Origin of the sequence: Curtobacterium sp. VKM Ac-2887 (genome assembly GCF_015350935.1) — a bacterium.
GTDB lineage: Bacteria > Actinomycetota > Actinomycetes > Actinomycetales > Microbacteriaceae > Curtobacterium.
Window position 1 is genome coordinate 66850 of record NZ_JADKSB010000004.1, and the last position, 24881, is coordinate 91730.

Genomic DNA, 24881 nt, shown 5'->3' on the forward strand with positions numbered 1-24881 from the left:
GCACGCACGAGATGACCGACGAGATGCAGTCCGCGAAGCCGGCGAGACCGAAGGGCAGCCCGGCGATGATCGTCCTGATGGTGATCATCGTGGTCCCGACCTTGTTCCTGGCTGAGGCTGCCGGCGCCGGGGCGGCCTCGATCATCGGCGGTTTCATCGCGATGTTCAGCCTCATCGCGACGATGGGCGGTCCGTTGCGCGCCGATCTGCGACGCCTTGCGTTCGTCGGCCCGCTGGTCGCGTTGGGGGCGATCGGACCTCGGCTGCTCGCGGAGGTCTCCCGGCCCGGGGCCATCGCGCTGATCACTGTCCTGATCTTCGCCGCTGGGCTCCTCCCCCTCCGCGCGCGACGGTACGAAGCGGTCGCGTTGGGCATCGGGATGGGCACGCTCTTCGGCTACGCGATGCCGATCAACGGCGCGGTCGACGGTTGGCAGCTCGTCATCGCCGGCGCAGTCGGGGTGGCCGTGGCCGCTTTGCTCCGGGTGCTGTTCGGCGCGAAGGACCCGAGCGGACCGACCCGCTCGGCCATCGCTGCGATCGTGGACGGCTCGTCGACGGACGTGCCCGGAGCACTCGACACGCTCCTCTCTGACCGACCGACGGTCTGGCTCGGACGCACGGTCGCCGCGGCCGGACGCTACCGGCTGGCTCGGCGGACGCTCGAAGCACACCGCACCGGTCCGCACCAGGACGAGCTCGACACGTTCCTCGGCGAGTGCGACGATCGATCGGCACTGATCGCGTCGGCGATCCGTGCGAAGGTGCCCGACGACGAGACCGATGCCGCGCTCCGTTCGGCAACGACGATCCACACTCCGGCCGGCGCGCCGGCCCTCGTGGCACGTTCTGCCGACCAGGTCGTCGCCGCACTGTCCGAGATGGTGACGACGGTGGTCGACCGGGACACGACGCGGGCAGACGTGCCGAAGGGCTTCCACACCAGGCTCGCGGCAGGTGCGGTCAGGGCGGGTCTCCGGCACGGCTCGGTACAGGTGCGTCACGCCTTCCGGACCGCTCTCGCGGTCCTCATCGTGCTGCTCGTGTCGCTGTTCCTGCGAGCCGGTGACCCGTTGGTCCCCACGCTGCTGATGACGACGTTCAGCCTGATCCAGGTGAGCTGGGGTGCGACCCTCGGCAAGGCCCGGGATCGGCTGCTCGGCATCGTTGCCGGCGGCGTGATCGTCGTCCTCGTCGTGATCGCCCTGCCGCCGGCGCTCCTCCTCCCGATCAGCATCGCCGGCTTGCTCGTCGGGATGTGGTTCATCACGGCACGTCCGGCGGTCGGCGTCGCGGGCATCCTCGTGATGTCGGTCGGGATCAACACCGAACTCCGGCACCTGCAGCCGATGGAGGTGATCGTGGAGTACGTCGTCCTCACCGCCATCGCCGTGCTCGTCGCGTCCGTGATCGGGTTCGTCGTCGTTCCGGCATGGCGCCCGAAGGACATCCCGGCGCGGATCGACGATGCGACGTCGAGCACCGCAGCCGCCCTCGCCGCGCTGGCGGCCGACGTCACGAGCGATGCACGCGTCCGGCGTACCGACCTGCTCGGCGACGCACACGCGGCGACGCAGCAGCTCGTCCCGGACCAGGAGAAGCTCTCCGACCAGCAGCGTCGCGACCTCGACGCACTCCGCGCCGGCCTGCAGGACGTCCTCGCGACGGCGCTCTTCGTGAGCGCGACAGACGTGGATGACGGCCGGGCGGCCCTCGATCGAGCGTCGGATGCGCTCGCCGGGAATATCCCGGAGCAGTCCGACGGCGCGGACGGAGCACCGATGGACGACGCCGTCGAAGTGCTCGCCGAGGACGTCCATGGCCGCGCAGAACGCGCACGAGCCGCGTTCGCGGACCAGCGTTAGTCCACGTCGCCGCTCGTCGCTGCGTAACCAGCCCGGAGCACCGCGACCGCGCCCTCGTGGAGTTCGTCCCAGCGCGCGACCGACTCGTCATCGATGACCCCGCCGCTCTCGGCCAGCCATCGCTGCGCAGCGACGCCGACACAGCTCATGAGCACGTGCACCGTCACGTCCACCATCAAGCGGTCGAGTTCGGGACGTTCGGCGAGCAGCGCCTCGGTCACGTCGTGCGCGGCTCGGCCTGCTTCTGCGTCGACGAGCACGGCGAGCCGCGCGGCACGTCGTCGTTGCCCGTCGAACACTCGCCACAGGTGCGCGACCGACGATGGCGTGATGCCCGCCCGCAGCGAGCGGAGCAGCCCCTCGAACACCGCGACCTGATCGGAGACTCCGACCGGAACGACGATGCTCTCGCGGACCGAAGCGCGCATCCGCTCAAGCACCGCTCGGCACGCTGCCTCGACGATGGTCTCCATCGAGTCGAACCGATCGAAGACGTCCCGCTTGCGGAGCCCGGCGCGGTCCGCGATCAGGTCGACGTCCGACCCGATCGGCACCCCGTCCGCGACCAACTCGTTGACGGCTGCGACGACCGCGCTCCGGACGCCGTCGTCGGCGTCCGGCTGGGGCGCCCAAGGGCGGAAGCCGGCCATCAGGCAGCCTCGTCGCACGGGTCGGTCGTCATGGTCGATCCAGTCCTGCCCACGCTCATCGAAGGTGCACGCTACCAAGCTGTCCTCCGTCCTGCGGACACGTCGCTGGGAAGTTCCTCGACTTCAAGTAAGCGATTTGACTTACGAATGGTGCTGGGTATGGAGTGCACATGGGGCCGACGACGAGGAAGAGCACGATGGTGATGCAACGCGGTGCGGGACACACCGATCCGAGACCGTCCCAGCCGACCATGCGGAGCAGAGCAGAACAGGTCACGGCAACGCGGACGGCGATCCTCGACGCAGCCGAGTCCCTCTTCGCACAGCACGGGACGTCCGCGGTGACGAACCGCCAGATCGTGGAACTCGCGCATCAGCGGAACAACGCGGCCGTCGCCTACCACTTCGGCGGCCGGACAGACCTGATCCAGGCGATCGTCCACCGGCATCAGGGAGCGATCGAGACGGTCCGGGATGACGCCGTGGCGGCGATCAGCGGCTCCACCGATGCCCGCGACTGGATGGACGCGCTCGTCCGGCCGCTGGCCATCCACCTCGACACGCTCCCGCACCCGACGTGGTATGCGCGGTTCTCGTCCCAACTCGTGAACGATCCCGCACATCGAACGATCATCGTGCGCGAAGCACTCGATGCTCCTTCCCTGCACCAGGTCATGGCGGGCCTCGACCGGTGCAGGCCTGCACTGACGGACCAGGTCGCCGCACGGCGCAAGCAGATGTGCAGCCAGCTGATGATCCTCGGGTACGCCGAACGCGAGCAGCAGGCCGCAGGCGAACCGGGTTCGTCGGCGGAATGGCTCACCTTCGCACGCGAACTCACGGACGCCCTGACGGGCCTCTGGCTCGCGCCCTCGTCCGCTGCCGAGCGCGACGGTGCCCGCGCATGACCGCGCAGGATCCCCGCGACCGGTCAGTCCTCGTCGTGGGCGCATCCGCTGGTGGTCTCGCCACAGCCGAGGCGCTCCGGCGCCTGGGGCATCGGGGCCGACTGACCTTCGTCGAGTCCGGTGTCCACCTGCCCTACGACCGACCGCCCCTGTCGAAGCAGTTCCTGTCCGGCGAGTGGGAGCGGGAACGCGTCGCGCTCCGCGACGACACGGTCCTCGCCCAGCTGGAGGCACAGTTCGTGCTCGGAGAGCGCGCGGTCGCGCTCGAGACGGTCACCCGGACCGTCGAGACCGACATGTGGCGCAGCTTCACTGCTGACGCCGTCGTCATAGCGACCGGGGTCGACGCACGGTGGCTCCCAGGGGCGCAGGACCTGTTCGGCGTCCACACACTCCGCTCGCTCGACGACGCCGTCGCGCTTCGCGGCCAGCTGGAGAAGCGTGGCCCGCTCGTCGTCGTGGGCAACGGAGTGCTGGGCAGTGAGATCGCGGCCACCGCGGCGCAGCGCGGCATCGACACGACCCTGGTGGGCTCCAGCGCGACGCCGATGGCGGGATCCCTGGGCCACGTCGGGTCCGCGGTCCTCGCGCGACGACACCAGGAAGCGGGCGTCCGGCTGATCGGCGGCAAGCGGGTCCGGGCGCTGCGAGGGCGGTCCGGGCGGGTGCGGACCGTGGAGCTCAGCGACGGGACCGAACTCGACGCGGCGACCGTGGTCATCGCCGTCGGATCCGAGCCGCAGACGTCCTGGCTCGTCGACAGCGGTCTGACGATCGACGACGGCGTGGTCTGCGACGAGTACTGCCGTGCGGGCGAAGGCATCTGGGCGGTGGGGGACGTCGCCCGCTGGCAGCACATCGGCCTCGACCAACGACTTCGGCTCGAGAACCGGACGAACGCCGCAGAGCAGGGTCTCGCCGTCGCTCGGGACATCCTCGGTGAGGGAGCTCCGTACACGCCGTTGCCCTACTTCTGGTCGGACCAGTACGGCCAGCGCGTCCAGGTGTACGGCTCGATGGCCGACGCCGACCACGTCGCGCTCGTCGACGGCGCGCTCGAGGACGACCGGTTCGTCCTCGAAGGATCGAAGGACGGGGAACCCATCGGCGTCCTCGGCTGGGCCATGCCGAAGCAGGCCCGCCTGCGCACTCGGCCACTCCTCGACCGCATCAAGACCCGGTCCGCGTCGGCACTCGGCCCCGCGGACTGACGAGGCGCCGTCCCCTCATCGTGGCGACGGCACCGTGCACGACCCGTTCGACAAGCACAGGAGGACATGTATGACCACCACCGCTCCGTCCGACACGGCCCCGTCGTTCCCCATGGAACGTGAGGGCCGCTGCCCGTTCGATCCCCCACCGAGCGCCCGGAGGATCCAGCACGACGAACCGATCACCCGGGTCTCGATCTCGAACGGCACGACCCCCTGGCTCGTGACCCGCTACGACGACGCCCGCAAGGTGCTCGCGGACTCGCGGGTGAGTTCCGACCCATCGAAGTCGGGCTACCCGGCGCAAGCAGGTGGAGCCGAGGGGCAGGGATCCCCCGTCAGCTTCATCCTGATGGACGACCCCGACCACGCACGGCTCCGCCGCATGGTCACGGCGCCCTTCGCGGTGAAGCGCATCGAGGCGCTCCGTCCGCGCGTCCAGAAGGTCGTCGACGACCTGATCGACGGGCTGCTCTCCGGCCCCCAGCCGGTCGACCTCGTCGAGGCGTTCGCCCTACCGGTGCCGTCGCTGGTCATCTGCGAACTGCTCGGCGTGCCGTACGCAGACCACGACCACTTCCAGGAGAACAGCAGCGCCATCGTCCGCCGCACGTCGACGATGGACGACCGCCGGGCTGCGCTCGGCGCGCTCAGCACCTACCTGACCCAGCTCCTGGAGAAGAAGATCGAGGCTCCAGAGGAGGACTTGCTCTCCGACCTCGGCGCGCGCGTCGTCGACGGCGAGCTCACGCTCGACGAAGCGTCGCAGATGGGCGTCCTGTTGCTCATCGCCGGGCACGAGACGACGGCGAACATGATCGCTCTCGGAACGCTCGCGCTCCTCGAACATCCCGGGGAACTGGCAACGCTGCAGGAAGCGCCGGAACCGTCGCACGTGGCGTCGGCCGTCGAGGAGCTCCTCCGATACCTCACCATCCTGCACGCCGGGCGACGGCGTGTGGCCACGGCGGACATCGAGATCGGGGACGTCACGATCCACGAAGGTGACGGCGTCATCGTCGCCGCTGACCTCGGCAACCGTGACGAGGCCGTGTTCGAGGACCCGGACCGTCTTGACCTGACGCGGAACCCACGGGCGCACATCGCGTTCGGCTTCGGCGTCCACCAGTGCCTCGGTCAGCCCTTGGCGCGGATGGAGCTGCAGGTCGTGTACGGGACGCTCTTCCGTCGGATCCCGACCCTCCGCCGTGCCGTGGAGCTCGACGAGATCCCGTTCAAGACGGACGGGACCGTGTACGGCGTCTACGAACTCCCGGTCGCCTGGTGACGACCGGCCCATCCCAGAAGGAGGAACAACGATGAAGGTACTGCTCGACCAGGACAAGTGCATCGCGAGTGGCCAGTGCGTCATGGCGGCGATGGGAGTCTTCGACCAGCGCGACGAGGACGGCATCGCGGTGCTGCTCAAGGAGGACGTCGAGGGCGACGAACTCCTCGAGGCGCAGGAGGCCGCCGCCGTCTGTCCAGCACTCGCGATCCGCGTGGAGTAGCACCGCGCAGACCACCGAACAGCAAGAGGGCCCGGAGTGATCCGGGCCCTCTTGCCGTTCGCGGCGATCCGACTACCGCGCGGTACCTCTCTCCGGCGCGGCGTCGGTGTCGGCATCGACGCCCGTGGTCCGGGCACCCGATGCGACGACCGGCCGGTCGAGGCTCGCACCCTCGACATCGACGTCTGGCAGGATCCGGTCGATCCACTTCGGCAGCCACCACGCGGCGCGACCCAGCAGGTGGAGCACCGCGGGGATCAGCAGCATCCGCACGACGAAGGCGTCGATCAGCACGCCGAACGCGAGCCCGAAGCCGAGCGGTTTGACCACCGAACTCCCACCGAAGATGAACCCGGCGAACACCGCGGCCATGATGATCGCCGCTGCGGTGACCACGGTCCGGCCAGCGTTGACGCCCTTCGTCACCGCGACTCGCGCCGGCGAACCGTGCACGAACGCCTCACGGATGCCCGATGCGATGAAGAGCTGGTAGTCCATCGCCAGCCCGAACAGGATGCCGACCAGGAGGGTCGGCAGGATGCTCAGTACCGGAGCGCCGCTGTCGACACCGAACAGTCCACCGAGCCACCCGAACTGGAAGATCGCCGTCACGCCACCGATCGCCGACGCCAGGGACAACACGAAGCCCGCGGTCGCGATCACGGGGACGAGGATCGATCGGAACACCATGATCATGATGAGGATCGACAGGCCGATGACGATCGCCAGGTAGGGCGGCAACGACTGCGCGATCTTCTCGCTGATGTCGATGTTCCCACTCGCGCTCCCCGCAACCGAGAACGTGACGTCGCCATCGTCCATGGTGAGGTCACGGACGTCGTGCACGAGCTGTTCGGTGCTCGCGTCCTGCGCCCCGCCGGTCGGCAGGAGCTGGTACACGATGACGCTGTTGTCGTCCGAGGTCGCGGCGGGGGCCACTGCGTCGACGTGGTCGAGCGCCATCAGACGCTGCCCGATGCTGACCTCGTCAGCGGTCAGGTCTCCGTCGGAGACGCCCTCGGGCAGATCGGCGACGACGACGAGCGGGCTGTTCTGCCCGGGACCGAAGGCGTTGTCGATCTGCTCGAAGGCTCGGTACTGGGTCGAGGAGTGCGGCTCCGAGGAGTCGTCCGGCAGCCCGAGCCGCATCTGGAGGGCCGGGAGTGCAACCACCCCGAGTACCACGACCGACGCGATGGTCGTGATCACCGCGCGCCCGGTGCTCATGGCCCGCGCGGACTTCTGGTCCGTCCCGCCGAGCGCTATCGTTCGCCACGCTCGCTTCGGCAGCACCCGGTGCCCCATCAGGGAGAGCAGCGCAGGCGTGAGTGTGATCGCGATGAGCACCGCGGCAGCGACCGCCGCGGCGCCGGCGACGCCCATCATCCCGATGAGCGGGATGCCGGTCACCCACAGGGCGAGGAGCGCGATGACGACGGTCGATCCAGCGAACACGACCGCCGTTCCGGAGGTTCCGTTCGCCAGTGCGATGGACTCACGGAGTTCGATGCCCTCGCGCAGTTGCGTCCGATGACGGTTGATGATGAAGAGCGAGTAGTCGATGCCCACGGCCAAGCCGAGCATGAGCCCGAGTACCGGGGTCGTCTCGTTCATGTCGACGAGCTTCGAGAAGGCGAGGACGACGAGCACGCTCACACCGACCCCGAGGAGCGCGTTCAGCAGCGGCAGTCCGGCAGCGACCAACGTTCCGAGCATGATGATGAGGACGATCGCCGCCACGACGATGCCGACGATCTCGCCGGCCTCCCCGCCGGCCGAAGTCGTCGGCGCGAGGGTCTTCGCGTAGTCCACGTCGACACCTGCGACGTGGTCGTCCGAGAACACGTCGCGGACGTGTTCCTTCACGCTGTCGGTGACGTCGGCGGCGGACGCGTCGAACGTGACCGAGACGATCGCCGTGCTCCCGTCCTTCGAGACCGTGCGGATGTCCTCGGCCATGTCGGCGAGCGCCTTGCCCTGCTCCAGCTTGCTCGCCTGGTCGTCGAGCTCGTCCGAGGAACTGACGAGCTGCGCCTTCTGGGCGTCGAACTGCGCGGCCGCTTGATCGTACGTTCCTGCGGCCTTCGCCTGCTCGATCGCGTTCGTGAGCTGCGTGCGGGCGGCGGCGAGCTGAGCGCGGCCGCTGGTCACCTGTGCGGTGGCGTCTTCGAGCTTCTGCGCCTGCGCTGCTCGGTCGGCGGCGGACGCGAATGGATCCGCAGCGGTGTCGACGCCCTCGACCTCTCCGACCCGCTTGATCAGCGCAGCGAGGTCGGACCGCTGCGCGGCAGTGAACCGGTCGCCGTCCGCGGTGTGGACGACGATCGTCGAGGAGCCCTGATCGGAGCCGTCGAGGATCTTCTCGAGTCGGTCCTGGACCTTCTCGGTCGCGGTGCCGGGGATGCTGATCTCGCTCGTGAGGGTGCCGTGCCCCCCGAGCCATGCACCTCCCGCACCGAGGAGGATGACGATCCACGCGACGATCACCACCCATGGACGGTGAGCAGAGAAGCGGCCGAGACGATGCAGCAGGCGTGCCACGAAAACCCTTTCGATGACGGTCGTGGTTGCAGAATCAAACACGAGACGTTCCGTACCGTAATCTCGCTCACCTGAGAAACCGGTACGAACCGTCTCGGTTTGAGATATTCTTCAGGAATGGTTCAAGGACGACCCGGAGTCAGCCGCAGCGAAACCGCGCGGCAGGCGATCCTGCACGCCACTGCAGCGCTCATCGAGACCCGCGGCTACGACGGCGTCTCGATCGAGCGCATTGCCCAGCAGGCAGGTGTCGGGAAGCAGACGATCTACCGCTGGTACAAGTCGAAGTCCGCGATCATCGCCGAATGTCTCGTCGAGGAGCTGCTCTTCGCCGACGAGTTCCCGGTGCCGCAGACCGACGACCTGGTCGACGACCTCACGACGTGGCTCGCAGGGGTCTTCGCATTCCTCCAGATCGACGGGAACATCCAACTCCTCCGCTCGGTGCTCTCTGCGGCCCTGGAGACGCCGGAGATCGTCGCGCAGATGGGAGATCGACTCGGGGGCGGTACAGGAGTACCGTCGCGCGTCGAGCTCGCACAACGATGCGCCGCCCTGTCACCGGATGTGTCCGGTGAGCTCATCAGTCAGTCCCTCTTCGGCATGATCGTCGTCCGAGCGATCGCCGGCGGCCCCTTCTCCGATGACGACGCAGCCGCGACGGTCCGCCTGATCGTCGCGCCCCACCTCAACTGAGCGCACACGACGAGCGGGAACTGAGCGCACACGACGAGCGGACGACGGCAAGACGAACGAGGGGCCCGGGTGAACCCGGGCCCCTCATTGCATCGCCGTGACGGCTACATCGCGCCTCCGACGACCGCGACGTCACTGGAGAGCGCCGTCGAACCCGGGTTCGCCGCTTCTTCAGCCTCGAGCTTCGCGCGCTTGCGGCTGTGCGCGACTCCGGCAAGGACGGTGAGCAGCAGGGCGGAACCCGTCCAGATCGACAGCTGGCCGATCCAGCGGCCGGCCTGCTCACCGTGGAAGTAGACGATGCTTCGCGTTGCCTCGAACGCACCGGACCCGACCCACCCGTTGTGGATGACCTGCCAGAAGCCGGGCAACATCGACTCGGGGGCGCTGCCACCGGTCGACGGGAAGTTCAGGAACATGAGCGTGATCAGCACTGCGAAGATCGCCGCCTGCCCGAGGACCCTGGTGTAGAGCGTCGCGATCAAGCCGACGGTGAACGTGTAGAGCATCCCGATCCCGATCACCGCGGCGATGTCCCCGAAGGTCGCGCCGAAGTCGCCGACGAAGATGCTGATCATCGCGAACCCGATGATCGGGGCGAGCACACCTGCGCCTGCTGCCGTCGCGAGCATCGTCCGGGTTCGCGCACGCGGGAGGATCTGGCTGATCACGGTGAGCGACAGGTAGCCGCCGACCGTGCACAGCAGGATGAAGTAGAACAGTGCGGTACCGGACGTGTCCTCGTCGGTGACGGGAGCGACGTCGACGACCTTCACGGTCGTTCCGAGTTCCTTCGCGACCTGCTGGCCGACCTCCTGGATCGGCGCCACGGCGATGCGGCCGGCGGCAGATGCCGTCACGGTGGTGACCTGATCGTCGTCGATGATCACGGCACCGACCGCGTCACGCTGTTCCACGGCCTTGCGCGCCTCGGATGCACTCGTCGTCCTCGTGACGTCGAACGCCGAACCGGAACGGTCCTCGATCTTCGCGGCGATCGACTTCGTGGTCGCCGCGGGACCAGCGATGGTCAACGCCATGTCGTGCGGCTTCGGTGCGGACTGCGCCGTCGTGTACGCGATCGTGAAGCCCGAGATGAGGAACAGCGGCAGGAGCACCACCGAGATGATCTTCGTCATCATCGACGCACGCTTGGTCGTGTCGATCGAGTTCGTCGAGACCACCGTGTCGAGGTGGTTCTCGGGCATGCTCATCCGCTCGTGCGAGGCATGAGCGGCGTGCTGGTTCTCTGGACGGTCGCTCATCGCGCCATCTCCGTTCCGGTGGTGATCGAACGCTGCGGGTCGTCGTCGGCCGCGTTCGCGGAGGCGGCGACGGTCTCGTACTTGTCGGCTTGGAGGTGTCGGTGCGTCGGACCAGCTGGGGTCGGCTCCGGACGGAGCTCCTCCAGCTCCTTGCCTTGCCGGTTCGAACGCTTGACGAAGTGCACGACCAGCGTGAGCAGGATGAGCCCGACGGTCCACGCCAGCAACTGTGGCAACCACCTGCCCAGCTGCGCACCGTCGAAGTAGACGATGGACCGGAAGGACTCGTACGCCCCTGCACCGAACCAGAAATTGTGCAGTCCAGCCCAGAACGGCGGGAGCATGCTGGCCGGGACTGCACCGCCAGCGGACGGGAAGTTCAGCATGACCACCGTCGCCATGATCCCGAACATCGCCCCGTTGCCGAGCAACGACTGGATGAGGATCGCCATCGTGCCGACGGTCAGCACCGAGATCGCATCGACCCCGAGCAGCGCCATGATCGTGCCGAAGCTCTGACCGTAGTCACCGACAACGATCGACGAGAGCCCGAACACCACGAGCGGCGCGACGACCGCTGCGGCGGCCACGGCACCGAAGCGCACCCGGAGTCGTGCCTTCGGCATCACCTGGGTGAGCACGATCACGGTCAGGTACGCGCCGAGTGACGTGTAGGTGAGCAGGTAGAACAGCGTGGTGCCGAGCGTGTCGGTCTTCGCCAGTGGCGCGACGTCGACGACCTTGGGTGTCACGCCGAGCTGCGAGGCGACGTTGGCTGCGGCGCCCTCGACAGCGGCGGCCGCCGACCGGCCGCCGGCGTTCGCGACGTAGGTCGTCACCGTGTACGTCGGCTTCGTGGCAGCAGCGGCGGTGGTCGACGCACCAGCCGCGGGCTGCTCCGCCGTGATCTTGATCGAGCCGACGACGTCGCGGTTCTCGACCTGCGTCCGCGCCTCGGACACGACGTCGGTCTGGGTCGCTTTGAACTGCTTGGTCTTGTCGAGGCCGTCGGTGATCTTCGTCACGACCTGCTCAGGTCCGACGACGAGCAGCTTCAGATCGTGCGGGGACGGCGCGTGGAACGCGCTCACGAGACCGAGCGGCAGCCCGATGAGGAAGAACAGCGGCAGGAGGAACCCGGACAACACCTGCACGATCGACGGCGTCGGTCGCGCTTGGGGCGCTGTGGGCGTGGGTGATGGCTCGGACAACGAGACTCCAAAGAGGGATAAGTGCAAACGTTGTTTACACTGTAAACGACGTTTGCACTTGCGCAACTCGCGTGCTTGGATCGGAGGAGACATGTGGCTGCGGAAGTACTCAGGATCGCCAGGTCCGCTATCGTCGCCTCGCGCGGAAGCCACCCGTTTCCACCCGCGCCGCCCGAACACCGAGGAGCACCCATGACCGCGACCACATCCGGTCCGGGCGTCCGGTCGGCCGCCGTCAAACAGGCGATCCACACCGCGGCGACACGCCTCTTCGCCGAGCGCGGGTTCGCCATGACCGGCGTCCGGGAGATCGCGGCCGAAGCCGGCGTCAACCCTGCCATCGTCATCCGGCTCTTCGGCTCGAAAGAGGGGCTCTTCCTCCAGTCGATGACGCTCCCCGATGAATGGAAGGCAGTGATCGACGGACCACTCGACAGCCTCGGGAGACGAACGGTCCGACTCATCCTGGAGTCACGGAAGTCGAACTCCGGTGGTGGCGCCTTCTCGGCGCTGATCCGGGCATCCGACCGTCCGGAGGTCCAACGGAAGTTCCAGAGCACGACCCACGAAGTCCTCGCCGCTCCACTCATCGACCGGCTCGGCACGGATGACGCGCCCCTCCGGGCGAGCCTGTTCGCCGCGCAGCTCAGTGGCCTCATGCTGACGGTCTGGATCGCCGAGGACCCTGCGGTGCTCGCTGCCGAGATCGACGACGTCGTTGATCTTTACGGACCGGTGCTCCAGGCCATCGTCACCCCGTCGATCGCTGAGTCATGAGCGTCGTCGCTCACCCGCCGGAGAGTCCTGAAGACGGCCTCCGAGCGATCAAGCGTCGCCGTGCCGCGATCGCCCTCCACGAAGCCGCGCTCCGTCTGGCGTCCGGCCGCTCCGGAGACTGCACGATCGATCGGATCACCGAGACCGCGAACCTGTCGTCGCGGACGTTCTTCAACTACTTCGCCACGAAGGAAGACGCGATCCTCGGTCTCACGGACCTCACAACGCCGAGCGAGGACGACGCGATCCTGTTCACAGGCGCAGCCCTCAGCGGGGCGGAGAGCATCGTGGCAGGTGCCCGCTGGGTGCACCGCACCATCGCGTCCGCCTTCCTCGTCCACGCGAACGCGGAACAGCTCGCGCGGATCGTCGAACAGGAACCGACGCTGCGCCGTCGGGTCCTGACCCTGCACCACGACGCAGAGTCGGCGTGTCGCACAGCGCTGCGGGCAGTGGCGCATGAGGACGAGCGGCTCGTCGTGGAGACGCACCTCACCGTCGCTGCCGCCGCACTCCGGCAGGCGCTCGTGGGGACGTTCGAGGGTGCGCCGTCCCGACCGATCGTCGATCCGACGACCTTCGCCGCGTGTGAGGAATCCGTCCGCGCGTTCGCGCGCGCCGTCCCCATGCCGACCACCGAGGAGCGCACCACACGTGTCGAAGCCTGAGCCCATCACGATCCGCGACCGCCGGATCGCCACCGCTCGAGGGACGGTCGACGTCCGCGACTACGCCCCGAGATCCGCACAACCCGTCGGACGTCCACTGCTGTGGGTCCACGGCGGCGGGTTCACGAGCGGAGGACTCAACCAGCGCGAATCGGACGCGCCCGCCCGGCACCTCGCACGTGCCGGGTTCACCGTCCGGACCATCGACTACCGGCTTGCACCCGCAGCCAATCCCTGGCGCGAACCGGACCTGCAGCCGCACCACGGGCGCTACCCGGCCGGGTTGGACGACGTGGTCGCGGTCGCGGTCTCGCTCAGCAACGAAGCGGGTGGCGGCATTCACATCGGCGGAGCGAGTGCCGGAGCGAACCTCGCGGCGGCGGCAGCGATCCGTCTCGAGGCGAGCGATCCGGCCACAGTACGGTCGCTGTTCCTCGCCTACGGCACGTTCCACGCCGAGCTCCCCGACGACGACACCGTCGAAGCCGACCTCCGCGGGCGACTCGCGAAGTGGGCGTTCAACCCGGAGATGCTCCGTCGGATGAACCTCAACTACGTCGGTGACCCGGCTCTCCTGGTCCCCGGTGGAGCGTTCCCCGGCGGCACAGTCGAACGCCGCATGCCGCCGACCTTCCTGTTGGACGCGAGCAACGACCGACTTCGACGGTCCGGACACGCGTTCGCGAGCGAGCTCCGACGCACCGGCACAGATGTCCGTGAGCTCGTCCTCACCGCCCGCCACGGGTTCCTCGGCGCCGAGCGCGGCAAGCCGTTCGCCGAGGGCATGTCGCAGTTCGAACACTGGTTGCGCTCGCACGCCTGACCCGACGACGAGGCCGGACACGACGACGGCCCCGCGGATCGCTCCGCGGGGCCGTCGTCGTGTGACGCTAGTTCTTCCGAGCCGCCCGTCGTTCCCGGCGTCCCTCCACGAGGTTGTAGATGACGGGGAGCACCACGAGGGTCAGCACCGTGGACGACACCAGGCCGCCGATCACGACGATCGCCAACGGCTGGGAGATGAACCCGCCGTGACCGGTGATGCCCAGCGCCATCGGGATGAGCGCGAAGATCGTCGCGAGTGCGGTCATGAGGATCGGACGGAGACGCCGCGTCGCACCGTGCATCAGCGCGTCGCGGACGCTCATCCCTCGGCTGCGGTACTGGTTCACGAGGTCCACCAGGACGATCGCGTTCGTGACCACGATGCCGATGAGCATCAGCACACCGATGAGTGACGCGACGCCGAGCGGCACACCGGTGACGACCTGCAACAGGATGGCACCGGTCGCGGCGAACGGCACCGACACGAGCAGCAGCAACGGCTGCAGGAGCGAACGGAACGTCGCCACCATGACGATGTAGACGATCAGGATCGCGACCAGCAGTGCGATGCCGAGTTGGCCGAACGCGTCGTTCTGGTCGGCGGTGGCGCCGCCGACGGTCGCCGTGACGCCCGAGGGGAGATCGGCGTCGTCGATCGCGGTCTGCACAGCCGCACTCGCGCTGGCGAGGTCGTCACCCTTCGGTGTCACCGAGACCGTCGCCGTCCGGAGACCACGCTCGGTGGTGATGGATGCCGGCCCGTTCACGCGTTCGACCTTCGCGAGCGTCGACAGGTCGACGGCACCGGACGCGGTCGGGATCTGGAGCTTCTCGAGCTCGCCGGTGGTGGTCGGCGCGTCGGCCGTGTCGAGGTAGACGGACAACGAGGTGTCGTCGATCACGATCGATCCGACCTGGCTCGGCTGGATCGCCTGGCTGACGAGTCCGCCGACTGCGGCTTCGGAGAGCCCGGCCTCTGCCGCCTTCGTGCGGTCGACCTGCACCGCCACGTACGGCAGGGATGCGGAGAGGTTGCTCTCGACCTGGTCGGCTTCCGGCAGCTTCCGGAGCGCCGCCGACAGGTCGTCGTCAGCGGACTGGAGCTGCGCCTGCTTGCTCGCAGTGATCTCGACATCGATCGTCGAGGATCCGCCGAGCCCACCACCGGCCCCGACGGAGACGTCGTCGGCCTTCGCTATGCCGTCGAACGCGTCACGGACGTCGTCCTGGACCTTCGCCTGGTCGGCATCCTCGTCGGTCGTGATCGAGTAACTGATGCTGTTGCTGGAGCCGCCGCCGAAGGACGCGGCGAGCCCGCCGCCTGACCCGACGGTTACCTGGACGGTGTCGACGCCCGAGACGTCCTGCAGCGCGGACGATGCCTGCAGTGCCGTGTCCCGTTGCCTGTCGAGGCTCTCCCCCACCGGTACCGTCTGGGTCACCGAGAGCGAGTTCTGTCCGCTGTCGCCGAGGAAGTTCGTCTTCATGAACGGGAACAGCGCGCCGGTGCCGACCAGGACGAGCACTGCGAGGAGCACCGTCGCCACGGAGTGCTTCAGGGTCCAGGCGATGATCGGGCGGTACGCACGCTGGAGGCGGGTCGGCTCCTCGTCGTCCTCGAGCGACTTCGCGGCGTGCGCGTGCTCGGCGCTGTGCTCTACCGCCGGCGGGGCATCTGCCGCGACCGCGGCCGCGTGGTTGCCGTGCGGCTGTTCTGCTTCCAGCGCGGCAAGGCGGGCCTTCGCACGCTTCGACGGACGCAGGAACCAGTACGCCAGCACCGGGACGATGGTGAGCGCCACGAACAACGACGCGAGCAACGCGATCGCCACGGTCAGTGCGAACGGGCGGAAGAGCTCACCGACGCTGCCGCCGACGAACGAGATCGGGAGGAACACCGCGACGGTCGTGATGGTCGAGGCAGTGATGGCGCCGGCGACCTCGCGAACCGCGCGGACGATCGTCCCCGCGCGCTCTTCACCGTGATCGAGATGTCGCTTGATGTTCTCGATGACCACGATCGAGTCGTCGACGACTCGACCGATCGCGATCGTCAGTGCACCGAGCGTGAGGATGTTCAGCGTGTATCCGGAGGCCTGCAGCCCGATGAAGGTGATCAGCAGGGATGCCGGGATCGAGATCGCCGTGACGATCGTCGACCTGATGGAGAAGAGGAACAGCAGGATCACGATGATGGCGAAGATCAGTCCGAGCCCGCCTTCTTCGGCGAGCGAGGAGATCGACTGCTGGATGAAGGGGGCCTGGTCGAAGACGGTGGTGAACTTCGCGCCGTCGCCGAGCCGGTCCTGCAGATCGGGGAGCTTGTCGTTCACCGCCTTCGAGATCGCCACGGTGTTGCCGTCCGGCGTCTTCGTGATGGCTATCGTGAGCGCCGGCTTGCCGTTGACGAGCGACACGGACGTCGCCGGGTCGTCGGTGAGTTCAACCGTGGCGACGTCGCCGATCGTGGTCACGCCTGCCGGTGTCCCGCCGGCGGCCGTCGCTGCGGCTGCTGCCGCGGCGGCCCCCTCCGACGCGGAACCGGATGCGGAGGATCCGGCGGAACCGATCAGTGGCAAGGCCTTGATGTCGCCCGTCGAGGTCAGCTTCGCGCCGGCCTGGACCGAGAGCGTGGAGCCGTCCTGGGTGATGTCACCCCCGGGGATCAGCGTTCCGTTCTGCTCGAGTGCGGTCTTGATGTCCGACGAAGACAGCCCGGCCGTCGCGAGCTTCGCCACGTCCGGGGTGATCGACACCCGCTGGCCGACAGCGCCATCGACGGTGGCGTCACGGACGCCGTCGATCTTCTCGAGTTCCGGGACGACGTTCGCGTCGACCGCCGCTGCGAGGGCCTTCTGGTCATCGTCCCCGGTGACTGCGAGCTGCAGAACGGGCAGGTCGTCGATCGATCCACTGACGACCTGCGGGTCGGACCCGTCGGGCAGCGTCGACTTGATGCGGTTGATCGCCTGGCTGACCTTCTGCTCGGCCGACCCGAGGTCGGTGCCGTACTTGAAGGTCGCCGACACCGTCGACGAGTTCGTGCTCGAGGTCGCCGTCGTGGTGTCGAGGCCCTCGACACCCTGGATGGCCGACTCGATCGGGGTCGACACGTCGTCGTTGACGACGTCCGGCGAGGCGCCTGGGTAGCTGGTCACCACCACGAGCTGCGGGAAGGAGATCGACGGGATCAGCTCCTGCTTCAACCCAGTCAACGAGAACACGCCGAAGAACGCGATGACAGCAGTCACCAGAGCGACGAGCGCCCGGTTCTTCATGCTGAGCGAAGCGAGGATATGCATACGAAAATCATCCGGCACGCAGATGCACTAGTGCAAGTTTGCCTTGGTGAACACTCGCGCCTGCGGCATGATTGGCAGGTGATCCACAGTGACGGGACAGCGGCAACGCCAGGGCTCCGAGATGTCAAGCGACGCGAGACCCGGGATGCACTCGCGGAAGCCGCCCTCTTCTTCACGTTGCGCGACGGGCTCGAGGCAGCCACCATCGACCACATCGCCGAGCGCGCCCACGTGTCCCGCAGGACGTTCTTCAACTACTTCGACAGCAAGGAGGATGCGCTCCTCGTCACGAACGGCTTCGAACTCGACGAGTCGATGCTCGCAGAACATGCCGCACGCTACGAGGATGCGGACCTCATCGACTCGATCGTCGGCCTGCTGTTCGTCATCGCGGCGCCCGCCATCTCGGATGTCGCCCGGAGCCAGCAGCGTGGCGAAGTGATCAAACGGTACCCCCAGCTGGTGACGAAGCAGTTCGCACTGATGAACCGCGTGGGCACGGAGGTCCTCAAGACCGTGCGCGGGATGATCGAGTCCCGTCGGGGCGAGTGCCCTCCAGGGACTGCCGAGATGCTCGTCTCCCTCTGCTACCGCTCCTTGCAGATGACCACCGGGGCCGTCATGGCGGGCTCGGCAGAGCCGGACCTACCGGAGCTCGAGCGGCAGTGCAGCACCCTCGTCCGCCGCACGCTGGACATCGCGCGGTGACCGCGGGGCGGGCCTGGACCGACTGGAGGCGCGACCCGCGTCGATCACGCGGGTCGCGCCTCCAGGATGGCGGCTCTGGAGCCGGCGTCAGTCCGTGACGCCCTCCAGGTCGTCGACGCCGATCGCTCGCGCGTCTTGACGACGCTTGCGCATCGACGGGGCGACGAGCGCACCGATGATCGCGAGCGCGCCGACGCCGGCGCACGCCCAGAAGCCGGTGGTGAAGGCGTCGTCGAGCGGGAGACCCTGCGCAGTGGTGTTCGAGGAGATGAGCGCCGCGATGACCGCGGTGCCGACGCTCGAACCGATCGTGCGGACGACGGTGTTGGCACTGATGGCCTCACCGGTCTGCGCGGCGGGGACGCTCTCGATGATGGCGTTCGAGCAGGCAGCCAGGGCGAGGCCGATCCCGATGCCGGTCAGGATGCCCGACACGACGATCTGCCACATCTCACCGTGCGCGAGGGCAGGCAGCACGAATGCGGCGGTCACCGCGATGCCACCAGCGAGCATGGGGAGCTTCGGTCCGTACTTCCGGACGAGCATGCCCGCGATCGGTCCGGCGACGACCATCATGATGACGGTCGGCAGGAGGAAGAGCCCCGCCTCGGACACCGACTTCCCGAAGCCGTAGCCGATCACGGTCGGCAGCTGGAGCAGCGTGGGCACGAGGACGAACGTGCCGAACATCGCGAAACCGAAGACCAGGGCGACGACGTGCGCGGTCCAGACACCGCGGATCTTGAACAGCCGGACGTCGATGAGCGGCGCCTTCACCCGGAGCTCGACGAACACGAAGGCGACGAGTGCGACGGCGCCGAGGATCAGCAGGCCGATGGTCTTGCCGTCACCCCAGCCCCAGGTCTCGCCCTCGCTGATCGCGATGAGGAGCGACACGAGCGAAACGGTGAGGACGCCGGTGCCGACGAGGTCGAGGCGACCGGGCTTGCGGACCGGCGACTCCGGCATGCCGAAGATCACGCCGAACAGTGCGATCACGACCAGGACGGCGGGAAGCCAGAACAGCCAGTGCCACGAGAGGTGCTCGACGATCGGGCCCGCGGCGACGATGCCGACACCGGCGCCGATGCCGAAGATCGCCGACAGCAGGCCGATCGTGACGCTGACCTTCTCCTTCGGCAGCTCGTCGCGGACGATGCCGATCGACAGGGGCATCACCGCACCGGCAGCGCCCTGCAGCGCACGGGCGATGATCAGCACCGTGAGGTTCGGCGCGAGTGCGGCGAGGATGGCACCGGCGAGGAGCACCGCCAGGACCACGATGAGGACCTTGCGCTTGCCGACCATGTCGCCGAGGCGACCGAGGATCGGTGTGAGCACCGACGCGGAGAGCAGGTACGCGGTGAGGACCCAGCTCGCGCTGCTCGTGGAGACCTCGAGGTCCTTGCCGATCGTGGAGAGCGCCGGGGCGACGAGCGACTGCAGGACGGCGAAGGACAGGCCGCCGAGCGCGAGGTAGACGATGATCGCGGTGCTGTTCGGGCGGTGCCCGGTGGCGGTGGGCACGGAGCCCGTCCGCGGGCTCTCCATGGTCTGTGACATCTTGCTCCAGTCGATGTAAACGTTTGCTGACGTGAAGATGTTAGTCGTTTGTGGCACGAAGTCAACAGCCGTTTACGAGGGGTAGTCGGCGCGGTACGGTGGGGGCAACGGAAGGACGACGATGACGACGCAGACGCCGACGCCGGTCGAGGACGCCACCAGCTCGGACGGCTCCGGGCGGGCACGGGATGCCGGGGCCACTCGACTCCGCCTGCTGCAGTCCGCCCGCCGACGGTTCGCCATCAATGGGTACGGGTCCACCACCGTGCGGGACATCGCGAGCGATGCTGGCGTGAACGTGGCGCTGATCAATCGCTACTTCACGTCGAAGGAAGGACTGTTCGAGGCTTGCCTCAGCCGCACCGTCGCGGAGTTCGACGTGCCGGAGGACGACGCATCGACCATCGACGAGGTCGTCGACCGCATGGTCCAGAAGATCACCGGTCCGCCGAGCGGCGATTCCTCGTTGCAGATGCTCCTGCTCGTCCGGAGCTCGGGCGATGCGGCAGCCGATCGGATCCGGCGTCAAACGCTGCTCTCGTTCACCGAACGGATGGCAGCGATAGCCGGCTGGATGCCCGGCGACCCGGAGACCGAGCACCTGTTGCTGCGAGCGCAGGTCGCGATTGCGACGGGACTCGGCATCGTGATGGTCAGAGCGGCGACCGGACTCGAGCCGCTCACCTCGGCCGCCGCAGGCGAGCTGGCAGCGCCGCTCAGCGAGGCTGTCCGGGTGCTCCTGAAGGCCGACCGATCCTCTCGTGCGTCGAAGTGAAGGCGGCCGCTTCCTGACTCCTCGGGTGCTCACCGGATCTCGACGACGAGCCGTTCTCATCTGGGCAAACGCCGGCGATTCCACCGCGCTGTCGCTCGGGAAGCCGCCGCCATCCGCGCGCTGACGAAGCGCGAGGCGACGAGCGCCGAAGGCCCTGCAGGACGCGGCCAGGGCTACCCGCCTACTAGCACTATGCGCAACACGACCGGTCGGCTCCCTGACAGAACGCGTGAACTACTGACAACAACCCTTGTCGCTCGACACCGGGAGCCGGGAGCCGGGAGCCGGGAGCCGGGAGCCGGGAGCCGGGAGCCGGGAGCCGGGAAGAGCTTTCTCGTGCCGTTCCCATAAGGAAGAGCCCTCGTCCCACCGAGCTGCACGAAGGCTGCTATAGGACACGGTACTTGGCGCGGCGGAGTGCTCGTTCTCGCATTGCAGGAAGCGTTCCGGTCTTCGCAAGTGCTCGTTGGTGGGCAACCCAACGAGCAATGGAAGCTTCGACGGGGTCAGACGAACGGCGACGAGGGGGCCGTTCTTCGTCCTCCCAGAACAGCTGGTGAGCCTCGAGCCATGACTGCCAAGTCGCATCCCGCGGATCCCAGAGAAATCCGGAGTACGCGAACACCTACACGGGGACACTCCCTGGCGGCGCACCCGATCTCGAACTCAGACAACAGAAAGCCGAAGAGAAGGCCGCTCGCAGGGCGCAACGCGCCACCCGAACGGTCAAGAAGCGGACGTGAACCAAACTTCCCTGCCCACCAGGGCAGCCTTCTCATGTTGAGCTAAACCGGTCGGTGCTGTCGTCCGGCTTGCCAGCCTCGCGTACACCGTCCGGCCCTTACGTTCTTGCGCTACCTCGGCTACGACAACGACCACAACGTGCAAGACGCGACGTCTCCAGCCGAGGCAACGACGATGGCGCTGCCATCGCCGATTCGCTCCGTGGACGCGGCGTCGATGCGGCACTCTTTGTCGCGCCAAAAGACCGGGCACGCGCTCCGCGCGGGTCAGGAATGGGCCACACAAGTGCTACCTGCCCCCACACGAGCCCGGTACGAGGGCGACGCGCAATGAAGAAGCCCACCGAGATTCTCGGTGGGCTTCTTCATTGCGGACAGTTCTTAAGACGATTCCTAAGTTGCCCCTTCGGTCGGGCTGACAGGATTTGAACCTGCGACCCCTTGACCCCCAGTCAAGTGCGCTACCAAGCTGCGCCACAGCCCGCGAGTTCCGGAGAACTCAGGATCCCGGAGGATCCTCGCCCGCGTCCGACCGGAGCGCGAGCGACCGGTCCAGCATAGCGGACGTCAGACCCCCTCCGTGCCACAGCGAGTCGGAGCGAGCAAGCAACCAGAGCCGCCCGAACAACCCAAACGACACGATCGCCCCGGACGAGACCGTCACCCCGCCCGCACCACCTCACGCCGCGCCGCCAACCACGGCAACCCGAGCCCGACGAGCAACCCTCCGGCCCCGTCCGCCGCCAGGTCCCCGATGGTGTCGTCGTACCCGACGTAGATCGCCGAGTCGACGAAGTTGTGCCCGAGCCACTCCCCCATCTCCCACGCCGCCCCGATCGCGAGCCCAGCGCACAGCCCGAGGACCGCGACGACCACCCGGCGCTCCCCGTCCGGCGCCGGCACCGCGCGCAGGTCAGCGCCGATGACGTAGAGCACGGCGGCGAGCAGCCCGGTGAGCACGACGTGCATGAACTTGTCCCACAGGAACACGCTCGTGTACCACTCGAGCACACTCGACCACCCGGCGAGCAGCACGAGCACGCACACCGCCAGGTCGAACGCGGGCCGCAGTCCGAGCATCCGCGGCACCACGACCCCGAGCAGCGACAGTGCCATCACCGGCAGGGCGGTGCCGCCCCACCCGATGCTCGCGACGACCAGGCTCACGAGCGTCAGGGCACGCACCACGTCGGCCACCAGGAACTTCGGGCGCAGGAACGTCGGCCCGAGCGCCCGGATCACGACGCCCACCGCACGACCGCGTGCACGGCCGCGTGGTCGGAGGGCCACACGCCGCCCGGCCGCCGGTTCGACACGGCCACCCGGTCGACGGTCGCGTCCGGCGTCACCAGCACGCCGTCGATGCGCCGGCCACCGACACGCGGACTCGCGTAGTGCGGGTACGTCCCGTACGGCTCGCCCACCTGCCTGGAGGCCCGTCCCCAGCTGTCGACGACACCAGCGTCCGCCAGTGCTCGCCATGGTGCGGACCCTGCCGGACTGTTCCAGTCGGCCATCACGACGGCGGGCAGGCCGCGCTGTCGCACGATCCGGCCGAGGAGTTCGGCGGACCGCAGTCGGGCCCACGGCGAGGCGACGTCGAGGTGCGTCGCGATGGCCAGGAACCGGACGCCGGTCGCGCGGTCGTCGACGACGGCCCCGACGGCGTGCCGGGGGAAGGACGTGACCCACGAGCGGGATCCCGGACGGCTCGGTGTGCGGGACAGCGCCCACGTGCGTCGCTCGACGACGTCGAGGCGGGAGCGGTCCAGGAAGAGCCCGACCTGCTCGCCACCGCCGCGCGCGCCGCGCCCGACCAGGACGGACTCCCAACCCGACCCGAGGCCGGCCGTGAGGTCGTCTGCCTGCGTGGGGAGGGCCTCCTGGACGGCGAGGACGGTGGGCGCTTCGGACGTGACGAGCGCGGTGATGGCATCGCGGCGACGCTCCCAGGCGTCCGGGTGTGCGGACGGTCGCGGCACGCGACGGCGCACGTTGAGGGTCATGCAGTGGACCTCGGGCGACCGGACGGCTCCGATGAGCGGGTGGTCGTCGGGGTGGTGGGGCATGCCTCCCTTCTACGAGACGACACCCGTCGGATTCCCAGGGACCTCTCCGCGTGGCTCGTAGGGTGGCCCGATGCGTTCTCGTTCCACCCCTCGTGTCCTCGTCGCGATCGCCGTCTCCGGACTGCTGCTCGGAGCCGCCGGGTGCACGTCGAGCGGGCCGGACACGAGCCGCCCGACCCTCGCGAAGGCCACGGCGAGGACGGTCACGGTCGCCGACGCCTCCGACGCTGCGGCTCGGTCAGTGCGGGTGAGCACGGCCCTGTTCGCGAGTGCTCCCGGCGCGATCGTGGCGACGGCCGGTGATGCCGACGCGATCTCCGATGCAGCGAAGGCTGCGGCGAGCGCCCACGTCCCGGTGCTGCTGACCGGGAAGGGCGCGAAGGGTGGCGCTGCCGTCGCGGGCGAGCTCGATCGGCTCGGGGCCGACTGGTACCAGGCGGAGGGCGACGTGTCGGTCGACACGGACGTCGAACAGCGGAAGGCGCCCGAGGATGGCGACGCGCCGGAGTCGACCCGGGCCTCCCGGCAGGCCACCGTGGTGGTGGCGGACGCGAGCGCGGACGCTGCGGCCGTGGCGACCGCCAAGGCCGCCGGCGCGAAGGTGGTGACCATGCCGAAGGGCGTGACCGACCCGGCTGCCGCGCCCGACGTGGTGACGGCGCTGCACGAGCGGAAGCAGCACCAGACGGTCCTGGTCGGTGCGGCGTTCGACGCACTGCAGGACCCGGAGTGGACGGTACGGGCGGCCGAGGGCGGCTTCCAGCTGCGGAACGGCGGCCAGCGGCCGTTCGACGGGCACCGCTACGTGGCGCTGTACGGGGCTCCCGGCGCGCCGGCGCTCGGTGTGCTCGGCGAGCAGGGGCCGGAGGCCACCGTTCAGCGTGCCGAGCAGGTCGCGAAGCCGTACCGGGCCGAGTCCGACGAGCTGGTGACGCCTGCGATGGAGGTCATCGCGACCGTCGCCGCGGGGGACGCCGGGGCGGACGGCGACTACTCGACCGAGCTGCCCGTGTCGACGCTCGAGCCCTACGTCGACGCCGCGCACGACGCCGACATGCCCGTGATCATCGACCTGCAGCCGGGCCGCTCGGACTTCCTGTCGCAGGCGAAGAAGTACGAGTCGCTGCTGAAGAAGCCCGGGGTGTGGCTCGCGCTCGACCCGGAGTGGCGGCTGACGAAGGACCAGGTGCCGCTCGAGCAGATCGGCAGCGTGTCGGCGTCCGAGGTGAACGAGGTGTCCTCGTGGCTCGCATCGCTCGTCAAGAAGGAGGGGCTGCCGCCGAAGGCGCTCGTGCTGCACCAGTTCCGGCTCTCGATGATCCAGGACCGTGACGCGCTGAAGACCCACCCGGAGCTCGACATGCTCGTGCACGTCGACGGGCAGGGGTCGCAGCCGGACAAGCAGGCGACGTGGAAGGCGCTGCACGAAGGCGCTCCGGAGGGCCTGCACTGGGGTTGGAAGAACTTCACCGACGAGGACACGCCCATGCTGACGCCGTCGCAGACGATGGCGGACGTGCAACCGACGCCGTCACTGGTCACCTACCAGTAAGCGCGTTCCGTCGCGTTGTCCACAGACTGGAGGCGCGACCC

General features: G+C 68.5%; 20 protein-coding genes and 1 tRNA gene. 12 read left to right on the forward strand and 9 right to left on the reverse strand.

Annotated features, from left to right (window positions below; all coding sequences use genetic code 11):
- Positions 1-11 precede the first annotated feature (11 nt).
- Positions 12-1865, forward strand: a complete 1854-nt coding sequence (locus ITJ69_RS06090; RefSeq protein WP_194672302.1) for an FUSC family protein — start codon at positions 12-14, stop codon at positions 1863-1865.
- Here the strand turns inward: ITJ69_RS06090 and ITJ69_RS06095 are convergent.
- A complete protein-coding gene (locus tag ITJ69_RS06095; protein ID WP_194672303.1) occupies positions 1862-2515 on the reverse strand; it encodes a hypothetical protein in 654 nt (217 codons plus the stop codon). The two genes, ITJ69_RS06090 and ITJ69_RS06095, sit on opposite strands and share 4 nt — an antisense overlap.
- A 251-nt stretch (positions 2516-2766) precedes the next feature.
- Here ITJ69_RS06095 and ITJ69_RS06100 point away from each other — a divergent pair, with 251 nt between their 5' ends.
- The 4 genes from ITJ69_RS06100 (at position 2767) to ITJ69_RS06115 (ending at position 6145) form a co-directional block, all read left to right on the forward strand.
- Positions 2767-3423, forward strand: coding sequence for a TetR/AcrR family transcriptional regulator (locus ITJ69_RS06100; protein WP_194672304.1), 657 nt, complete (start codon positions 2767-2769; stop codon positions 3421-3423).
- Positions 3420-4634: an NAD(P)/FAD-dependent oxidoreductase gene (locus ITJ69_RS06105; RefSeq protein ID WP_194672305.1), complete on the forward strand. Its 1215-nt coding sequence runs from the start codon at positions 3420-3422 to the stop codon at positions 4632-4634. The genes ITJ69_RS06100 and ITJ69_RS06105 overlap by 4 nt, the downstream gene beginning before the upstream one ends.
- A 70-nt stretch (positions 4635-4704) precedes the next feature.
- Positions 4705-5922 (forward strand): cytochrome P450, encoded by a 1218-nt coding sequence (locus ITJ69_RS06110; protein ID WP_194672306.1) that lies wholly within the window; start codon positions 4705-4707, stop codon positions 5920-5922.
- A 31-nt stretch (positions 5923-5953) separates the two neighbouring features.
- Positions 5954-6145 carry a ferredoxin gene (locus ITJ69_RS06115; RefSeq protein ID WP_194672307.1) on the forward strand — a complete coding sequence of 64 codons (192 nt, stop codon included), beginning with the start codon at positions 5954-5956 and terminating at the stop codon, positions 6143-6145.
- Between the two features lie 72 nt (positions 6146-6217).
- On the opposite strand, the gene ITJ69_RS06120 is transcribed toward ITJ69_RS06115, so the two are convergent.
- Entirely contained in the window at positions 6218-8635 is a 2418-nt protein-coding gene (locus ITJ69_RS06120; protein ID WP_323743010.1) for an MMPL family transporter, read from the reverse strand.
- Between the two features lie 168 nt (positions 8636-8803).
- Here ITJ69_RS06120 and ITJ69_RS06125 point away from each other — a divergent pair, with 168 nt between their 5' ends.
- The gene (locus ITJ69_RS06125; RefSeq protein ID WP_194672309.1) at positions 8804-9382 is read left to right on the forward strand and encodes a TetR/AcrR family transcriptional regulator; all 579 of its coding nucleotides are present in this window, start codon (positions 8804-8806) and stop codon (positions 9380-9382) included.
- A gap of 104 nt (positions 9383-9486) precedes the next feature.
- Here ITJ69_RS06125 and ITJ69_RS06130 read toward each other — a convergent pair whose 3' ends face one another.
- Together ITJ69_RS06130 and ITJ69_RS06135 are read right to left on the reverse strand one after the other, a co-directional pair.
- Complete coding sequence (locus ITJ69_RS06130; protein WP_194672310.1) at positions 9487-10647, reverse strand: ABC transporter permease; 1161 nt, start codon at positions 10645-10647, stop codon at positions 9487-9489.
- Complete coding sequence (locus tag ITJ69_RS06135) at positions 10644-11792, reverse strand: hypothetical protein (protein ID WP_194672311.1); 1149 nt, start codon at positions 11790-11792, stop codon at positions 10644-10646. The genes ITJ69_RS06130 and ITJ69_RS06135 overlap by 4 nt, the downstream gene beginning before the upstream one ends.
- A 258-nt stretch (positions 11793-12050) precedes the next feature.
- Here ITJ69_RS06135 and ITJ69_RS06140 point away from each other — a divergent pair, with 258 nt between their 5' ends.
- Genes ITJ69_RS06140 through ITJ69_RS06150 form a run of 3 tightly spaced genes read left to right on the forward strand, consistent with a single transcriptional unit; the run spans position 12051 to position 14126 of the window.
- On the forward strand, positions 12051-12635 hold the full coding sequence (locus tag ITJ69_RS06140) for a TetR family transcriptional regulator (RefSeq protein WP_194672312.1): 585 nt from the start codon (positions 12051-12053) through the stop codon (positions 12633-12635).
- The gene (locus tag ITJ69_RS06145; protein ID WP_194672313.1) at positions 12632-13303 is read left to right on the forward strand and encodes a hypothetical protein; all 672 of its coding nucleotides are present in this window, start codon (positions 12632-12634) and stop codon (positions 13301-13303) included. Before ITJ69_RS06140 ends, ITJ69_RS06145 begins: the two co-directional genes overlap by 4 nt.
- Positions 13290-14126 (forward strand): alpha/beta hydrolase, encoded by an 837-nt coding sequence (locus ITJ69_RS06150; protein ID WP_194672314.1) that lies wholly within the window; start codon positions 13290-13292, stop codon positions 14124-14126. Before ITJ69_RS06145 ends, ITJ69_RS06150 begins: the two co-directional genes overlap by 14 nt.
- A gap of 67 nt (positions 14127-14193) precedes the next feature.
- On the opposite strand, the gene ITJ69_RS06155 is transcribed toward ITJ69_RS06150, so the two are convergent.
- Positions 14194-17430, reverse strand: coding sequence for an efflux RND transporter permease subunit (locus tag ITJ69_RS06155; protein WP_194672315.1), 3237 nt, complete (start codon positions 17428-17430; stop codon positions 14194-14196).
- Here ITJ69_RS06155 and ITJ69_RS06160 point away from each other — a divergent pair.
- Complete coding sequence (locus ITJ69_RS06160; protein ID WP_194672316.1) at positions 17425-18138, forward strand: TetR/AcrR family transcriptional regulator; 714 nt, start codon at positions 17425-17427, stop codon at positions 18136-18138. The two genes, ITJ69_RS06155 and ITJ69_RS06160, sit on opposite strands and share 6 nt — an antisense overlap.
- An 87-nt stretch (positions 18139-18225) precedes the next feature.
- Here ITJ69_RS06160 and ITJ69_RS06165 read toward each other — a convergent pair whose 3' ends face one another.
- A complete protein-coding gene (locus tag ITJ69_RS06165; protein ID WP_194672317.1) occupies positions 18226-19701 on the reverse strand; it encodes an MFS transporter in 1476 nt (491 codons plus the stop codon).
- Between the two features lie 121 nt (positions 19702-19822).
- Here ITJ69_RS06165 and ITJ69_RS06170 point away from each other — a divergent pair, with 121 nt between their 5' ends.
- The gene (locus ITJ69_RS06170; RefSeq protein ID WP_228505006.1) at positions 19823-20476 is read left to right on the forward strand and encodes a TetR/AcrR family transcriptional regulator; all 654 of its coding nucleotides are present in this window, start codon (positions 19823-19825) and stop codon (positions 20474-20476) included.
- A gap of 1153 nt (positions 20477-21629) precedes the next feature.
- Here the strand turns inward: ITJ69_RS06170 and ITJ69_RS06175 are convergent.
- The 3 genes from ITJ69_RS06175 to ITJ69_RS06185 form a co-directional block, all read right to left on the reverse strand.
- Positions 21630-21703, reverse strand: a tRNA-Pro gene (locus tag ITJ69_RS06175).
- A gap of 176 nt (positions 21704-21879) precedes the next feature.
- A complete protein-coding gene (locus ITJ69_RS06180; RefSeq protein WP_228505008.1) occupies positions 21880-22470 on the reverse strand; it encodes a hypothetical protein in 591 nt (196 codons plus the stop codon).
- A complete protein-coding gene (locus ITJ69_RS06185) occupies positions 22458-23288 on the reverse strand; it encodes an endonuclease/exonuclease/phosphatase family protein (RefSeq protein ID WP_194672319.1) in 831 nt (276 codons plus the stop codon). The genes ITJ69_RS06180 and ITJ69_RS06185 overlap by 13 nt, the downstream gene beginning before the upstream one ends.
- 70 nt (positions 23289-23358) lie before the next feature.
- Between ITJ69_RS06185 and ITJ69_RS06190 the strand changes: the two genes are divergently transcribed.
- A complete protein-coding gene (locus tag ITJ69_RS06190; protein WP_194672320.1) occupies positions 23359-24840 on the forward strand; it encodes a hypothetical protein in 1482 nt (493 codons plus the stop codon).
- The last annotated feature ends 41 nt before the right edge of the window (positions 24841-24881 follow it).

Coding starts and splice junctions, on each gene's coding strand:
- ITJ69_RS06185 (WP_194672319.1), bottom strand. CDS start 23,288: ATGCCCCACCACCCCGACGACCACCCGCTCATCGGAGCCGTCCGGTCG.
- ITJ69_RS06140 (WP_194672312.1), top strand. CDS start 12,051: ATGACCGCGACCACATCCGGTCCGGGCGTCCGGTCGGCCGCCGTCAAA.
- ITJ69_RS06125 (WP_194672309.1), top strand. CDS start 8,804: ATGGTTCAAGGACGACCCGGAGTCAGCCGCAGCGAAACCGCGCGGCAG.
- ITJ69_RS06170 (WP_228505006.1), top strand. CDS start 19,823: ATGACGACGCAGACGCCGACGCCGGTCGAGGACGCCACCAGCTCGGAC.
- ITJ69_RS06155 (WP_194672315.1), bottom strand. CDS start 17,430: ATGCATATCCTCGCTTCGCTCAGCATGAAGAACCGGGCGCTCGTCGCT.
- ITJ69_RS06095 (WP_194672303.1), bottom strand. CDS start 2,515: ATGGCCGGCTTCCGCCCTTGGGCGCCCCAGCCGGACGCCGACGACGGC.
- ITJ69_RS06100 (WP_194672304.1), top strand. CDS start 2,767: ATGCGGAGCAGAGCAGAACAGGTCACGGCAACGCGGACGGCGATCCTC.
- ITJ69_RS06115 (WP_194672307.1), top strand. CDS start 5,954: ATGAAGGTACTGCTCGACCAGGACAAGTGCATCGCGAGTGGCCAGTGC.
- ITJ69_RS06165 (WP_194672317.1), bottom strand. CDS start 19,701: ATGTCACAGACCATGGAGAGCCCGCGGACGGGCTCCGTGCCCACCGCC.
- ITJ69_RS06090 (WP_194672302.1), top strand. CDS start 12: ATGACCGACGAGATGCAGTCCGCGAAGCCGGCGAGACCGAAGGGCAGC.
- ITJ69_RS06105 (WP_194672305.1), top strand. CDS start 3,420: ATGACCGCGCAGGATCCCCGCGACCGGTCAGTCCTCGTCGTGGGCGCA.
- ITJ69_RS06190 (WP_194672320.1), top strand. CDS start 23,359: ATGCGTTCTCGTTCCACCCCTCGTGTCCTCGTCGCGATCGCCGTCTCC.
- ITJ69_RS06145 (WP_194672313.1), top strand. CDS start 12,632: ATGAGCGTCGTCGCTCACCCGCCGGAGAGTCCTGAAGACGGCCTCCGA.
- ITJ69_RS06130 (WP_194672310.1), bottom strand. CDS start 10,647: ATGAGCGACCGTCCAGAGAACCAGCACGCCGCTCATGCCTCGCACGAG.
- ITJ69_RS06160 (WP_194672316.1), top strand. CDS start 17,425: ATGCATACGAAAATCATCCGGCACGCAGATGCACTAGTGCAAGTTTGC.
- ITJ69_RS06110 (WP_194672306.1), top strand. CDS start 4,705: ATGACCACCACCGCTCCGTCCGACACGGCCCCGTCGTTCCCCATGGAA.